The following is a 16,332-nucleotide window of genomic DNA, read 5'->3' as shown; positions in this document are numbered from 1 at the left end:
TATTAAGCATCCTTGGAGACGATAGCGAGCAGTTCGCTTTCAGACAGCGAAGCCATTTCTTGTTGCAGGTCCAGCAACTCATCGGACTCGTATTGCGCCAGTTGCAGGGTGTTGATCAGGTCGGCCAGGGCGAGCAGTGACGGGTGTTCGAACAGTCCCCTGAGCGGCACTTCGACGCCGAAGGTTTCCCGCGCCCGGAGCGTGACTTGCACGGCCAGCAGCGAGTGACCACCGAGCTCGAAGAAATTGTCGTGACGACCGATCCGTTCCAGGCCCAGCAGGTCGGTCCAGATAGCCGCCAGCAGCGCTTCGGTCTCACCGTTGGGCGCTTCGTACTGGCGGTACGCGAAGTCCTCGCCGGCAGGCGCCGGCAGGGCGTTGCGGTCTAGCTTGCCGTTAGGGGTCAAGGGCAACTGCCCGACCACCACGAACGCCGCCGGGACCATGTAGTCGGGCAACTGCGAGGTCAGGTAGGGCCGTAGCGTGCTGCTGGCATTGCGGCCGGCCAGGTGCGGTTCAACGCTCAGGTAAGCCACCAGGCGCGTGGCCCCCGGTGTGTCTTCGCGAGCGATGACCGCTGCCTCGCGCACCCCCGGCAGGGTCAGCATCAGTGCCTCGATTTCACCGGGCTCGATACGGAAACCGCGGATCTTGACCTGCTGGTCGTTGCGCCCGAGGAATTCGAGCACCCCATCGGCACGCAGGCGCACCAGGTCGCCGGTGCGGTACATCCGTGGCTCGTCGCCCGGGGCGAACGGGTCACTGAGGAAGTGTTCGGCGTTCAGTGCCGCCCGGTCCAGGTAGCCGCGGGCAACCCCGGCGCCGCCGACGTAGAGTTCACCCGGCACGCCGAGCGGTACCGGCTGGCGCTGTGCATCGAGCACATACAGGCGGCTGTTGGGAATCGCCCGGCCGATCGGCACCGTGCCCAGGTCCTCGGCGGTGCAGCGATGCACCGTGCTCCAGACGGTGGCTTCGGTGGGGCCGTATTCGTTGTACAAGGCGATCGCCGGTTCCAGCCCGATGCATTCCTGCACCAATTGCGCCGGGCACGCTTCGCCGGCGACAATCATCTCCTGCAGGTTGCCATGGCCGTTGCCATTGGCAAGGCTTGCCAGCACCAGGCGGCCCAGGGACGGTACGCACAGCAGCGAGGTGACGGCCTGTTCGCCAATGAAGCGGGCGATGGCCTCGGGGTCGCGGGCGGTTTCGGCATCCGGGATGCACAAGGTACCGCCACTGACCAGGGTGCCGAAAACCCCGGCCACGGAGCTGTCGAAGGCAATCGACGACAAGAGCAGGAAGCGCTTGCCGGTCGCCGGCCCATACACGGTGCCCCGGGCCAGCGTCGAGGTCACCAGGTTGCGGTGCTCGATCATCACGCCCTTGGGCTTGCCGGTGGAGCCGGAGGTGTAGATCACATAGGCCAGGTGCTCTGGCGTCAGGCCCACGGTATCGGGTTGCGGATCGCGGCTGTTCGACGGTGTCGCCAGCACCCGCTCGATGGACAGGTAGCGAGTGCCTTCCTGCAGCGTGCCCACGGCCGCGCGACCGACCGGATCGGCCAGCAACAGGCGGGGCCTGGCGTCCTCGATGATCGACGCCAGGCGCTCGGGAGGGTAGGTCGGGTCCAGTGGCACGTAGGCGCCACCGGCCTTGAGAATCCCCAGCAGGCCACTGATCATCGCCACGCCGCGTTCGACGCAGATGGCCACCAGATCCCCCGGCAGGACGCCCGCCGTGATCAACTGGTGGGCGAGGCCGTTGGCTTGGGCGTTGAGTTCGGCATAACTGAGGGATTGGTGGCCGTCGAGCGATGCACAGGCGTTCGGCGTGCGGCGCACCTGTTCTTCGAACAGTTGCTGGATGCACAGGTGGGTCGGGTAGTCCTCCTCGGTCTGGTTAAAGGTTTCCAGCAACAGGGTGCGCTCCTGGGCAGGCAGCACGTCCAGTTGCGTGAGCGGAATCCGTGGCGTGTACATCAAGGCCTGGGCCAGTTGCTCCAGTGCCCGTTGCATCAGGGCGCAGATGCGTTGCGGGTCAACCGCCTGCACGCTTTGCACGGTCAGGCCGAGGGCATCGCCGTAGTCATTGACCGACAGGGTCAACGGGTAGTTGGTCCGCTCGGCGCTGTTCAGGATTCGCATGCCTGGCCATTGCAACGGGTTGTCACTGCGCTGGTGCCTGTAGTTGAGCAGGCTGGTGAACAGCGGCAAGGCGTTGGGAACACCGCTGCAGCGTTGGGCCAGGGCCAGGGGCGCCTGTTCGTGGGCCAGCAGTTCACTGAGGTCGCGGTGGGTCGCAAGCACCAGCTCGTTGGCGCCGATTTCGGCCAGTTGCAGCCGCACCGGCAAGGTGTTGATGAATACCCCAAGGGCGCGTTCGGCTCCCGCATTGCCTTGCAGGCGACCGGCAACCACCGTGCCGAACACCACGTCATCGCGCCCGGTGCAACGGGCGAGCACCTGTCCCCAGGCCACATGGCACAACACCGCCGGGGTGATGCCGCGTTCCCGGGCCAGGGCACGGATGCGCAGGTTGAGTTCGACGCTCAACCGCACGCTGGCCTCTTCAATGTGATTGCCATCGCCTTGCACTTCCAGCAAATCGAAGGGTGCGGTAGGTGCATCGACATCAGCCAGTCGGCGACGGAAGTAGGCTTCGTGGGTCTGCGCCGGGACGGCCTGGGTCTGGGCGATGAAGTCACGGTAAGGTTGTGGTGTCGCCAGGCTGTCGCCGTGTCCATGCACAATGGCGTGGATTTCCTCCAGGACGATTTCCAGGGTCACATGATCGCTGGCCATGTGATGGTTGAGCAGCGCAAGCATCCAGCGCCCGGAGTGCGGGTCCTGGGCAATGCAGGCTCGCATCAGCGGGGCCTGCCGAAGATCCAGGCGCAGCTGCCGTGGGTCGCTCTGGGCTTCGAGTTGGCTGAGCGCGTCCTTGTGGGCGTCGAGGGTAATGCTGTGCACCGCCAACCGCGCTTGACGCTGTACCACTTGTACCGCCTGGGGCAAACCGTCCCAATGCACGGCGGTGCGAAGGATGTCGTGGCGATCGATCACCGTCTGTACGGCAGCAATAAAGGTATCGAGGGCCTGGCGGTTATCGAAGTCGAGCATCGAACGCATCAGGTAGGCGTCGCCTTCATGTCCCAGCAAGTGGTGAAAGAGAATGCCTTCTTGCAGGGGCGCCAGGGGGTAGATGTCCTGGATATTCGCCGCGCCACCGGGGACGGCGGCGACGATGCGTTCGAGCTGGGCCGGGCTCAGCTCCACCAGTGGCAACATGTCCGGGGTCAATGCGGTACAAGCGCTCGGGATGAGATTGGCCGGGGCCTGGAAGGTCGGGTCCTTGGCGTTTGCCACGGCCTGGGCCAGTTCCCGCAGGCTGGGCGCACTGAAGACGGCGCGCACGTCGGCGTTCAGGCCTCGCTCGCGCAGGCGTTCGATCAAACTGACCGCCAGCAGCGAGTGGCCGCCGAGTTCGAAGAAACCGTCGTGACGGCCGACACGTTCGAGCCCCAGCAATTGTTGCCAGATGTCCGCAATGGCCAGTTCCACGGGCCCTTGGGGCGCCTCGTAGGCCCGGCTGGCGTAAGCCTCCTGGCCGGGTTCAGGTAGGGCACGGCGGTCGAGCTTGCCATTGGGGGTCAGCGGCAATGCCTCCAGGACCACGAACGCGCTGGGCACCATGTAGTCGGGCAGGCGCTTCAGAAGTTCGCTACGCAATTGCTCGGCCGCGGCCGGTTCGCCACACAGATAGGCGACCAGGCGGCTGCTGCGGGTCTCGTCCGTCTGGTGGTCGCGGGCAACGACCACGGCTTCCCGGACACCCGGGAGTTCGGCGAGGGCCGCCTCGATTTCACCCAGCTCGACGCGCAGGCCGCGGATTTTCACCTGATCGTCGTTGCGTCCCAGGTACTCCAACGTGCCATTGGGTAACCAGCGACCGATGTCGCCGGTCTTATACAGGCGGGCGTTGGCCGCGCTGGAGAACGGGTCGACGATGAAGCGTTCGGCGCTCAGTTGTGCTTGGTTCAGGTAGCCGCGGGCCACACCGACACCGCCGACATGAACCTCGCCGCGCACGCCCACCGGCACCGGTTGGCCGTGGCTGTCCAGTACATGCATCTGCATGTTGCGAATCGGCCGGCCGATCGGGATCGATTGGTCCCGGTACGTCGTCAGGTCGGTGTTCACCCGATGCCAGCCGACGACGCCGCTGCATTCGGTCGGCCCGTAGCCGTTCACCACCGTTGGCCGAGGCTCAGGCAGTTTTTCCAGCAGGGCAATCGGAATCGGCTCTCCTCCCAATACCACTCGTTTCAAGCCGGACAAGGCGTGATGCCGATCGGCAATGACCAGGGTATGGAAGGCACTTGGCGACATGTTGGTGTGGGTGATGCCCCATTCGGCGATCTGCGCGACGATGGCGCCCGGGTTGAAGGGCTCCTCGGCCAAGTGCAGTTCACCACCGACCATCAATGGCGCGAGGATGTTTTTCTGGGTCAGGTCGAAGTTGTAGGAAGAGGCCAGCAGCACCGCATCGCCGGCATCGAACGCCAGGTCTTCGATGAACCAGTCCAGCAGGTTGCGCAGGCCGCGATGCTCGACCATCACACCTTTGGGCAAGCCAGTGGAACCTGAGGTGTAGATCACGTAGGCCAGATGGCCGAAGGTCAGGTCCGGCACCTGAGGGTCGTGGGCCGGGGCTTGCTGCAGGGATGGGCAACCCAGTTCGAGTGTCGCCAGGCCTTCCGGCAGTTGCAGTGTATTGAGGTCTTGTTGGCGAACCAGTACCCGTGGCGCGCTATCGGCCAGCATGTGGGCCAGGCGTTCCGCCGGGTATTGCGGGTCGAGCGGCACGTAGGCCGCGCCGGCTTTCATGATGCCCAGCAGGCCGATCACCATCTCCGGGCTGCGGCGCGAGAAGAGGCCGACGGTGTCGTCGGGTTGCACACCCAGCGCGATCAGACGGTGGGCGACACGGTTGGCCTGGGCATTGAGTTCGGCGTAGCTGAGTACTTGCCCGGCGCAGACCAGCGCCACGGCATCCGGGGTGCGGATCGCCTGTGCCTGGAATACGGCGTGGGGGAAACGGCTTGGGTTCTCGTCCAGGGCATCAATGGCGGGGTTGAATTCCACCAGCAGTTGTTGGCGTTGCTGGCTGTCCAGCAACGCCAGGTTCGCCAGCGGTTGGTTGACGTCATCGAGCAAGCCATCGAGCAGGTGCAGGAAGTGCCGGCCCCAGCGCACGATCGTGGTTTCGTCGAACAAATCGGTGGCGTACTGGAACTGGCCGCTGATGGTGTCGCCATCGTCGTTGAGTGACAGGCTCACATCGAAATGGGTGGTGCCGGTGGCTTGGGGCAGCGGTGTCAGGTTCAGCCCCGGCAGTGCCAGGACTTGGTCGCGCGGGGTGTTGCCGAGCGCCAGCGTGGCCTGGAACAACGGACTGTGGCCAAGGCTGCGTTCCGGTTGCAGGGCTTCGACGACTTGCTCGAAAGGCAGGTCCTGATGGCTGTAGGCGTCGAGCGTGATGGCCTTGATTCGCGCGAGCAACTGGTCGACGCGGCTGTGGGCCTGGACGTCAATGCGCAGGGCCAGGGTATTCACGAAGAAGCCGATCAGGGCTTCGGTTTCACTGCGTGGACGGTTGGCCACGGGCGTGCCAATCACGACTTCGGGCTGATTGCTCAGGCGCGAAAGCAGGATCGACCAGGCGCCCAGCAGCGTCATGAACGGGGTCAGGCCCTGTTGCTGGCTGAAGCTGCGCAGCCTGGCGCTCAGTGGCGCCGGCAGTACCAGCGCCGCAGTGGTTCCGCGGTAACTTTGCACCTGAGGCCGGCTGCGGTCGGTGGGCAGTTCCAGCAGCGCGGGGGCGCCACCGAGGTGTTCTTTCCAGAAGCGGGTCTGAGCCTGCAAGCGTTCGCCTTGCAGGTATTGCTGTTGCCAGGCCGCATAGTCGGCGTACTGCAGGGCCAGGGGCGGCAGCGGATCGTCGAAACCTTGGGTGAAGGCTGCGTAGAGGCTGTTGAACTCACTGATCAACACCGCTACCGACCAACCATCGGAGACGATGTGGTGCTGGGTGACCAGCAGGATGTGCTCGTCTTCGGCCAGGCGCAGCAGACGCCCGCGAATCAAGGGGCCCTGGCTCAAATCGAAGGCCTCACGGGTTTCGGCCTGGGTCAGTTGCGCGACAGCCTGTTGCCGGGCGGCGGCGTCCAGGGTTTGCAGGTCGTGTTGCTGCAGGGCAAAGCCTATGTCGGCAGCGGCGAACCGCTGGCGGACTTCGCCGTCATGGCGTTCGAAGGTGGTCCGCAGGCTTTCATGGCGGGCCACGATACGGTCGAGGGCGCGTAGCAGGGCGTTGTGATCCAGCCGACCGCGCAGGTGCAACGCGGCGGGCATGTGATAGGCAACGCTGGCGGCGTGGTCCAACTGATCGAGGAACCACAAGCGTCGCTGGGCCAGGGACAGCGGCATCGGCTGATGATCGCGGGACACCACCTCGATGGGCTGGACCTGGGACTGGGTTGCCTGATCCACGCACCGGGCCAGGGCTTGCAGCGAACCCAGGCCAAACAGCGTGCGCAGGTTGATCTCGACCCCGAGGTCCTGGTGCAAGTGCGCTTGCAGTTGCACCGTCAGCAGCGAGTGGCCGCCGAGTTCGAGGAAGCCGTCATGGCGGCCGACCTGATCCAGGTGCAGCAAGTCTTTCCAGATTTCGGCAATGGCGATTTCGGTCTCACCCCGAGGCGCTTCGTAGGTTTTGCTGGCCAGCGAATCCTGGCCGGGGGCCGGCAGGGCGCGACGGTCGAGCTTGCCGTTGGCGGTCAGGGGCAGGGCATCGAGGTGGACGAAGGCGCTGGGCACCATGTATTCGGGCAAATGCTTGAGCAGGGTGCTGCGCAGTTGCTCGGCGTTGGCCGGCTCGCCGCACAGGTACGCCACCAAGCGATTGTCCTCCCGGGCGATCACCACGGCCTCGGCGACACCGGCACAGCCGCGCAAGACGTTCTCGATTTCCCCCAATTCAATACGGAACCCACGGATCTTCACCTGGAAGTCATTGCGCCCCAGGTATTCCAGCGTGCCGTCGGCCAGCCAGCGACCGAGGTCGCCGGTCTTGTACAGCCGTGCGTTCGGCTCGCTGCTGAACGGGTCGGCAATAAAACGCTCGGCGCTCAGTTCCGCTCGGTTCAGGTAACCCCGGGCCACGCCGGCGCCGCCGATGTGCAGTTCACCGGCCACGCCCAAGGGCGTCGGTTCGCCGCGGGCATCGAGCACGTGCACCTGGACGTTGGCAATCGGCCGGCCAATGCTCGGACGTTCGCCGAGGTCGCGGATCAGGTCGATGGTGGCGTCCACCGTGCATTCGGTGGGGCCGTACATGTTGTAGAAACGGATGCTCGGACAGTCGCGCAGTTTCGTCCAGGTCGCGGCGTTGATGGCCTCGCCACCGAGCAGCACGCTCACCGGCTGGTAGCTGCTGCGTTCCAGCAGGCCGGCGGCGAGCAGGGTGTCGAGCTGCGATGGCGTGGAATCGAAGGCGTGCACCTGATGTTGTTCGAGGAAGTCCAGCAACTCGTGGCCGCTGGCGCGGATCAGTTGCGGGATGATCACCAGCCGGTGGCCGGAGAACAGTTGCGAGATGCCCTTGATCGACATGTCGAAGAAGAACCCGGCGTTCAGGGCCACGGTGGCCGGGCTCGGGCAATGCTGGTGGGTGGTGCGGGTCAGCACCTGCCAGAAGTTGAACACCGAACGGTGCTCGACCATCACGCCCTTGGACTGGCCGGTGGAACCGGAGGTGTAGATCACATAGGCCAGGTGATCGGCTGTCAGGCCCGCTATCTGCGGGTTGACGTCAAAACCAGCGTCATCCGCCGCGTGCAGCGACTCACGGATATCGAGCCACAGCAGGGGCAGATCGCCGGAGGGCAAGGACAAGGCCGACTGGGTCAACAGCGCCCGAGGCTGGCTGTCCTGCAGCATGAAGGCCACGCGCTCGGCGGGATGGGCCGGGTCGATGGGCACGTAGGCGGCGCCGGCCTTGAGCACGCCGAGCAGGCCGACGATCATGTCCAGGCTGCGCTCGGCACAGACGGCCACGCGCTGGTCGGGTTCGATGCCGAGGGCGAGCAACTGGCGGGCCAGGTGGTTGGCGCGGCGATTGAGCTGGCGATAGGTCAGTTGTTGCTGTTCGCAAACCAGGGCCACGGCGTCGGGGTTGGCCTGGACCTGGGTTTCGAACAGGTGATGGATCGGTTGCGCGATGCCGAAGTCGCTGGCGCTGCGGTTGAAGTCTTCCAGGAGTAACTGCCGCTCGCTGGGGGGCACCACGTCCAGCTGGCTGGCGAGGCGGTCCGGGGCGTGTTCAAGGGCTTCGACCAAGGCGGTCACGGCCTGGGCGAGGTAGGCGGCGATGCGTTGCGGGTCGATGCCGGTGATGGCTTGGGCGGTCACGGAGAAGTCATCCCCTTCATCCGCCACGGCCACTTCGATCGGGTAGTTGGTGCGGGCTTCGTTGCTCAGGAAGCGGATGCCGTCCCAGGCCAGGATCTGATCTTCGTCGACCAGTGATCCGCCCTCGGTTTGATGACGGAAATTGAGCAGTGTGGTGAACAGCGGCAAGCCAGGGCGCACGTTGCTGCAACGTTGCGCCAAGGTCAGGGAGGCCTGTTCATGGGACAGCAGTTCGCTGAGGTCGCCATAGGTTTCGTCCACCAGTGCACGGACGCCGACCCCGGCCAATCGTATCCGCACCGGCAAGGTATTGATGAACACCCCAAGGGCCCGTTCGGCCCCCAGCAAGCCTTGCAGGCGACCGGCGAGCACGGTGCCGAACACCACGTCATCACGGTCGGTGCAGCGACCGAGGACCTGGGCCCAGGCGATATGGAACAGTACGGCCGGCGTCACCGAGGCTGCGCGCGATTGCGCGCGGATCCGCTGGCTCAGGACCGGGTCGAGGCGCACGCTGGCTTGCGTCACGTGGGCCCCGTCGCCTTGGACATCCAGCCTGTCGAACGGCGCAGTAGGTTCCTCGACACTGGCCAGGCGGCGATTGAAATAGTCTTCATGGGTTTGAGGCGGCGTCGCCAGGATTTGCGCGACAAACTCCCGATAAGGTATCGGTGTCGGCAGGCTGTCGCCCGGGTTCTGCAACAGGCGCTGGATTTCTTCGAGCACGATCCCCTGGGATACGTGGTCACTGATCATGTGGTGGTCCAGCAGCGCCAGCAGCCAGCGTCCGGATTGCGGATCGTGGGCGACGCAGGCACGCGTCAGCGGTGCCTGTTGCAAGTCCAGGCGCAGATGCCGTGGATCGCTCAGGCGTTCCAGTTGGGCGCGTGGGTCCTCATCGGCGTTCAGTGTGATGTGCTGCACAGGCAGCAACGCCTGGCGCTGTACCACCTGGACCGCCTGCGGCTGGCCGACCCAATGCACGGCGGTGCGCCGAATGTCATGGCGATCGATCACTGCCTGCAAGGCAGCAAGAAAAGCATCGAGGCGTTGACGGTCATCGAACTCGATCAGCGAACGCACCAGGTAGGCATCGCCTTCATGCCCGAGCAGGTGATGGAACAGAATGCCTTGTTGCAACGGCGCCAGTGGGTAGATGTCCTGGATGTTCCCGGCGCCGCCAGGGACGGCGGCGACAATCTGTTCAAGTTGCTGCGGCGTCAGTTCCACCAGCGGCAACATGTCAGGGCTCAGCGCTGTGCAGCCCGGTGGAATGCCGTTGGCCGGTGCCTGGAACAGTGCCTCGCTACTCTGGCTCAAGACCTCGGCCATTTCTCGCAGGCTGGGGGCCGTGAACACAGTACGCACCGACGCGCTCAAGCCATGCTCGCGCAGACGGTCGATCAAACTCACGGCCATCAGCGAGTGCCCGCCGATTTCGAAGAAACGGTCGTGGCGACTGACCTGTTCGATGCCCAGCAGGTTTTGCCAGACGTTGGCGACGATCTGTTCGATCTCGCCACGCGGTGCCTCATAGGCGCGGCTGGCGAAGGCGTCCTGGCCCGGCGCGGGCAGGGCGTTGCGATCGAGCTTACCGTTAGGTGTCAGCGGCAGGTTCTCAAGGTGCACATAGGCACTTGGCACCATGTATTCGGGCAGGGACTCCAGCAACGCGGCGCGCAGTTGCTCCACGGGTACCGGCTCACCGCACAGGTAGGCGACCAACCGCCTGCTGTCCGCTTGGCCCGGTTGGCTTTCCAGGGGCACTACCACCACGTCGCGCACACCGGGAACGGCGGCAAGGATGGCTTCGATTTCCCCCAGCTCGATGCGGAAGCCGCGGATCTTGATCTGCGAGTCGTTGCGCCCGACGTAGACCACGCCGCCATCGGCGCGGTAGCGAGCGATGTCGCCGGTGCGGTACAACCTTGCGCCGGGCTCAAAGGCGTAGGGGTCGCTGATGAACCGTTCGGCATTGAGCGCCTCGCGGTTCAGGTAATGCCGGGCCACGCCCGCGCCGCCGATGTAGATTTCGCCATTGACGCCCACCGGCACCGGTTGCTGGTACTCGTCGAGAATGCGCAGGCACAGGTCGGGCAGTGGCGGGCCGATCAGGCTGGGCGCGCCGCTGTCGATTTCCAGCTGGCCGATCGGGTAGTAAGTGGCGTGCACGGTGATTTCGGTGATGCCGTACATGTTCACCAGACGGGTGCGCGACAGCGCCGTGCGTGCGGTCCAGGGGCGCAGGCTGCGGAAGTCCAGGGCCTCGCCGCCGAAGATCACTTCGCGCAGGGCGTGTTCCTGGTCGCTGCGCCCGCGGGCTTCAATGAACTGGCGGAAGGCGCTCGGCGTCTGGTTCAGGATCGTGACGTGCTGCTGGCAGACCAGCGCATAGAAGTCATCGGGCGAACGGGCGACGTCGCTCGGGACGATCACCAGCTTGCCGCCATAGCTCAGCGCGCCCCAGATTTCCCAGACCGAGAAGTCAAAGGCAAACGAGTGGAACAGCGTCCATACGTCGTTGTGGTCGAAGTCGAACAACCCGGCGGTGGCGTCGAACAGCCGGGCGACATTGCCGTGTTCCACCAGCACGCCCTTGGGCAGCCCGGTGGACCCCGAGGTGTAGATGACGTAGGCCAGGTGCCGTGGCGTCAGGCCCAGGGCGCCGGCCTCGAGGTTGTAGTCCAGGGACTCGTCCGCCAGGTCGTCTTCGGCGACGTAATCCTTGAGGTTGACCACCGGCACGGCGTGTTCGGGCAACACGTCGAGGCAGTCAGGCTGGGCCAGCAAGGCGACCGGGGTGCTGTCGGCCAGCAGGTAGCCGAGGCGTTCGCTGGGGTAGGCTGGATCCAGCGGCACGTAGGCGGCACCGGCCTTGAGCACGGCGAGCACCGCGCAGACCATTTCCACTCCGCGCCGGGCCAGGATCGCCACGCGGTCATCGGGACGCACGCCTTGGGCGAGCAGTTCACGGGCGATGCGGTTGGCGCGGCGATTGAGTGCCCGGTAACTCAGTTCGCGTTTGCCCAGGACCAGGGCGGTGGCTTGGGGCTGTGCGGCGGCGAGCTGTTCGAAGCGCTGATGGATCAGCAGTTGCGTGGCGAAGGTGGCGGTGGGCGGCAGCGCTGCCGGGGAGGCCTGGCGCTGTGCCGGGCTGAGCAACGGCAAGGCGAGCACCGGTTGAGTGGCATCCTCGACCATGGCTTCCAGCAAAGTCTGGAAGTGTTGGGCGAAGCGTTCCACGGTGCCATGGTCGAACAGGTCGCTGGCGTACTCGAGTTGGCCGCCGATGGTGTCGCCATCGTCGTTGAGTGACAGGCTCACGTCGAACTGGGTGGTGCCGGTGTGCCGGGGCAGTGGCGTCAGGCTCAGGCCCGGCAGTTCCAGGGCCTGGTCGCGTGGGGTGTTGCCCAGCACCAGCATGGCCTGGAACAGCGGGCTATGGCTCAGGCTACGTTCCGGTTGCAGGGCTTCGACGACCTGTTCGAAAGGTAGATCCTGATGGTTGTAAGCCTCGAGGGTGGTGGCTTTGATGTGGGCCAGAAACTGGTCGAGACGGCTGTGGGCGTGGACGTCGATGCGCAGGGCCAGGGTGTTGACGAAGAAGCCGATCAACGCCTCGGTTTCGCGCCGTGGGCGATTGGCTACAGGCGTGCCGATCACCACGTGTGGCTGACTGCTCAGGCGCGAGAGCAGGATCGACCAGGCACCTAGCAGCGTCATGAACGGGGTCAGGCCTTGTTGCTGGCTGAAACTGCGCAACTTGGCGCTCAAGGGGGCAGGCAGTTCCAGCGTCACGCTGGCCCCGCGGTAGCTTTGCACGTGGGGCCGGCTGTGGTCGCTGGGCAGCTCCAGCAGCGCAGGAGCGCCGTCGAGGTGGTCTTTCCAGAAGCGGGTTTGGGCCTGCAAGCGTTCACCTTGCAAGTACCGCTGTTGCCAGGCGGCGTAGTCGGCGTATTGCAGGGCCAGGGGCGGCAGGGGATCGTCCAGGTCGTGAGGGCCAGGGGCTTGGCTGAACGCGGTGTAAAGACGGTTGAATTCATCGATCAACACCGTCACCGACCAACCGTCGGAAACGATGTGGTGCTGGGTGACCAGCAGGATGTGTTCGTCTTCGGCCAGGCGCAGCAGGCGCCCGCGAATCAACGGTCCCTGGGTCAGGTCGAAGGCGTCGTGGGCTTCGTCCCGGGTCAGTTGCTCGACGGCCTGTTGCCGGGCATCGGCGTCCAGGGCTTGCAGGTCGTGCTGCTGCAGGGCGAAACCGATGTCGACGGCGGCAAACCGTTGCCGGACTTCGCCGGCATGGTGTTCGAAAGTGGTACGCAGGCTTTCGTGCCGGGCGACGATACGGTCCAGGGCACGTTGCAAGGCGTTTCGATCCAGGCTACCGCGCAGGTGCAACGCGGCGGGCATGTGATAGGCGACGCTGGCGGCGTGGTCCAACTGATCGAGGAACCACAAGCGCCGCTGAGCGAGGGACAGTGGCAACGGCTTATCGCGCGCCAATACGGCAATCGGCTGGGCCTGGGATTGGCTGGCCTGTTCCACACGCTGGGCCAGCTCGCTCAACGAGGCCTGGGTGAACAGCGTGCGCAGGTCGATCTCGACCCCCAGGTCCTGGTGCAGGCGCGCTTGCAACTGCACGGTCAGCAACGAATGACCGCCCAGTTCAAGGAAGCCGTCGTGACGCCCGACTTGATCCAGGCCAAGCAGGGTTTGCCAGATTTCGGCAAGGGCGATTTCGGTGTCGCCCCGAGGCGCTTCATAGATTTTGCTGGCCAGGGACTCAAGGCCAGGCGCGGGCAGGGCGCTTCGGTCGAGCTTGCCGTTGGCGGTCAGGGGCAGGGCATCGAGGTGGACGAAGGCGCTGGGCACCATGTACTCGGGCAAGTGCTTGAGCAAAGCGCTGCGCAGTTGTCCGGCTGGGCTCGGTTCGCCGCAGACATAGGCAACCAGGCGCTTGCTGTCCGGCTGCCCCGGATTGTCTTCCCGGGCTATGACCACCACTTCACGAACACCCGGGCACAACGCCAGGGCCGCTTCGACTTCACCGATTTCGATGCGCAAGCCACGGATTTTCACCTGGAAGTCATTGCGGCCCAGGTACTCCAGGGCACCGTTGGCGAGCCAGCGACCGAGGTCGCCGGTCTTGTACAGGCGTGCGTTCGGCTCAGTGCTGAACGGGTCGGCGATAAAGCGCTCGGCGCTCAACTGCGGTTGGTTCAGGTAACCCCTGGCCACGCCGATACCACCGATGTGGATTTCCCCGGCGACACCCAGCGGTTGTGGTGCGCCACGGCCATCGAGCACATGCATCTGGATATTGGCGATCGGCCGGCCGATGGGCACGCTTTCGCCAGGGTCACTGGCGTGGCACTGCCAGGCCGTCACGTCGATGGCCGCCTCGGTCGGGCCATAGAGGTTATGCAACTCGATCTCTGGCAATTGCTGTTCGAAACGCCGTTGCAGGCTGCGGGGCAGGGCTTCGCCGCTGCACAACACGCTCCGCAGGTCAGGGAAGGCCTGTTCGTCATGGTGTTCCAGGAACAGGTCGAGCATCGACGGCACGAAGTGCAACATCGTGATGCTGGCCTGACGCATCAACCGGGCCAGGTAGTCCGGCTCCTGATGGCCGCCCGGGCGCGCCATGACCAGCTCGGCACCGGCCAGCAGCGGCAGGAAAAACTCCCAGACCGACACGTCGAAACCGAACGGGGTCTTCTGCAGCACCCGATCGCTGGCATCGACGCCGTATTCGTCCCGGGCCCACAACAGGCGGTTGACCACGCCGAGGTGTTCGTTCATCACCCCTTTGGGGGTGCCGGTGGAGCCGGAGGTGTAGAGCACGTAGGCCAGGTGAGCGGGTGTCAGGCCGAGGGCTTGCGAGTCCGGGTTGTGTTCGGGTTGTGCGGCCAGTTGTGCGGGGTCATCGAGGGCCAGCAGCGGCGCATTCGACGCGGGCAGCAGGTCTTGCAGTGCCTGGCTGGTCAGCACGGCCCGGGGGCTGCTGTCGTCGAGCATGAACGCCTGGCGAGCGCTCGGCAGGTCTGGATCGATGGGCACATAGGCGGCCCCGGCCTTGAGGATCCCCAGCAGGGCGACGACCATGTCCGGTCCACGCCGCAGGCTCACGGCGACTCGGTCGTCCGGTTTCACGCCCAGGGCGATCAGGCGATGGGCCAGCCGATTGGCCTGGCGGTTGAGTTGTTCATAGCTGAGCAACGGTCCGGCATCGCCACGTACGGCGCAAGCGTGGGGACGCTGCTGGGCTTGCTGTTCGAACAACTGGTGGATCAACACGTCCCGCGGATACTCCCGGGCCGTGGCGTTGAATTCGACCTGCAAGCGTTGCCGCTCAGCCTGGCTCATGAGCGGGTAATGCCCCACGGGGGTGTCATGTTGCTCCAGCACCGCCTCGAGCATCGAGACGATGCGTTGTTGCAGGTACCGGGCCTCTTCCAGGTTGAAGTAGGCGGTGTTGAAGTTGAAATCCAGGTGGACGTCTTCGAACGGATGGTAGTCGCGCACGAAGATCGCCATGGGCGTCTGCTCGTAGCCGTTGTCCATGGTGATGACCGTGGACGAGGTGCCGCCAAACTGATCGTCGCCGTCCAGGCTTTCGAACGACAGTGATACGTCGAACAGTTGTCGACGCCCGGTCTGGGCCAGGCGCAAGGTGCGATTGAGCTCGGCGATGGGGAAGCGCTGGTGGCGGTAGCAGCGGCGCAGTTGTCCGCCGGCGGCATGCATCAGGTCCAGCAGCGAGGCGTCGAAGTCGACGGGCAGGCGGATCGGGCTGACGGAGGAAAACATCCCCGCGGTTGCTTTCGTCCTGGCAGTGGTCCGGTTATGCACGGGCATGCCGATGACGATTTCATCGACGCCCACGGTGCGGCAGAAATAGGTGGCGACCACGCTGATCAGCACATGGGCGACCGACAGGCTGCGTTCGCTGGCAAATTGGGTCAACGCGTTGTACAGCGCCCGGGGCAGCATCGCCTGGACCTGGGCACTGGGCGCCAGCTCGTTGGCCTGGCCGGTCTTGAAGTCGGCCCGGCGCTGCAGCAGCGACGGCGGCATCTGTGCGTAGGTGTCCTGCCAGAACTGGCGGTCGCGCTCATAGCGGGACGAGGCCAGGTAGGCCCGGTCGTCTTCCAGGAACGACAGGTAGGAATGCCCTTGGGCGACTTCATCGTTGCCGGCCAGCAACGCGTTGTAGGCCGAACCCACGGCATGGCCGATCAGGGCCACGCCAATGCCGTCGGTGACCAGGTGGTGGTAACGGGCGAGCCAGTAATGGCGGTTCGGACCGCAACGGACCATCCGTGCGTCCCAAAGCCGGCCAGTCAACGATTCAAAGGGTTGGCGAAAGGCGTTGCGCAGATAGTCCATGGCCAGGCCAGCCTCGGCGTCAGCCTCGGAGAATTCCACCACCTCCAGGTTCACCTCGACCTCGGGCAGGACTCGCTGGCGGCCGGTGCCGCCTTCATGGCTGAAGCTCAGGCGCAAGGTGTCGTGACGGTTGGCGACCAGCTCGATGGCTTTCTCGAACAATGCGATGTCGATCTCGCCCTTGATCTCCAGGGACATGCCGATGTTGTAGTAGGGCAGGTCCGGGTGCGCGAGTTGATCAAGCCAGATCCCTTGTTGGACCGAGGCCAGTTCGTGGGACGCGGAGTCTTGCGCGGGCAGCGTGTCGATCGAGGAATCCATTTCGGAGCACCTGTTTGCGAATCATGAATTCGTTTCCGTTCGGTGGCAGCGGTGCACATTGGCCTGGACGACTGCACGTCGACGGGACGAAGGAATAGGGTGGGAAAAAACTAGAACATCCACGGTGGGATGTATGTCATGGGAA

1 protein-coding gene is annotated in these 16,332 nt (G+C 64.9%); it reads right to left on the bottom strand.

Features of this window, described 5'->3' with window-relative positions:
• Positions 1-2: 2 nt before the first annotated feature.
• Entirely contained in the window at positions 3-16,187 is a 16,185-nt protein-coding gene (locus tag ACLH0I_RS16930; protein WP_411384846.1) for an amino acid adenylation domain-containing protein, read from the bottom strand.
• Positions 16,188-16,332 lie beyond the last annotated feature (145 nt).

Source organism: Pseudomonas sp. MPB03 (genome assembly GCF_046605385.1).
GTDB lineage: Bacteria > Pseudomonadota > Gammaproteobacteria > Pseudomonadales > Pseudomonadaceae > Aquipseudomonas > Aquipseudomonas zanjanensis.
This window is presented reverse-complemented; position numbering and strand designations above follow the sequence as displayed.

Bases quoted from the DNA above. Each gene is read 5' to 3' on its own strand.
- ACLH0I_RS16930 (WP_411384846.1), bottom strand. From the start codon at position 16,187: ATGGATTCCTCGATCGACACGCTGCCCGCGCAAGACTCCGCGTCCCAC.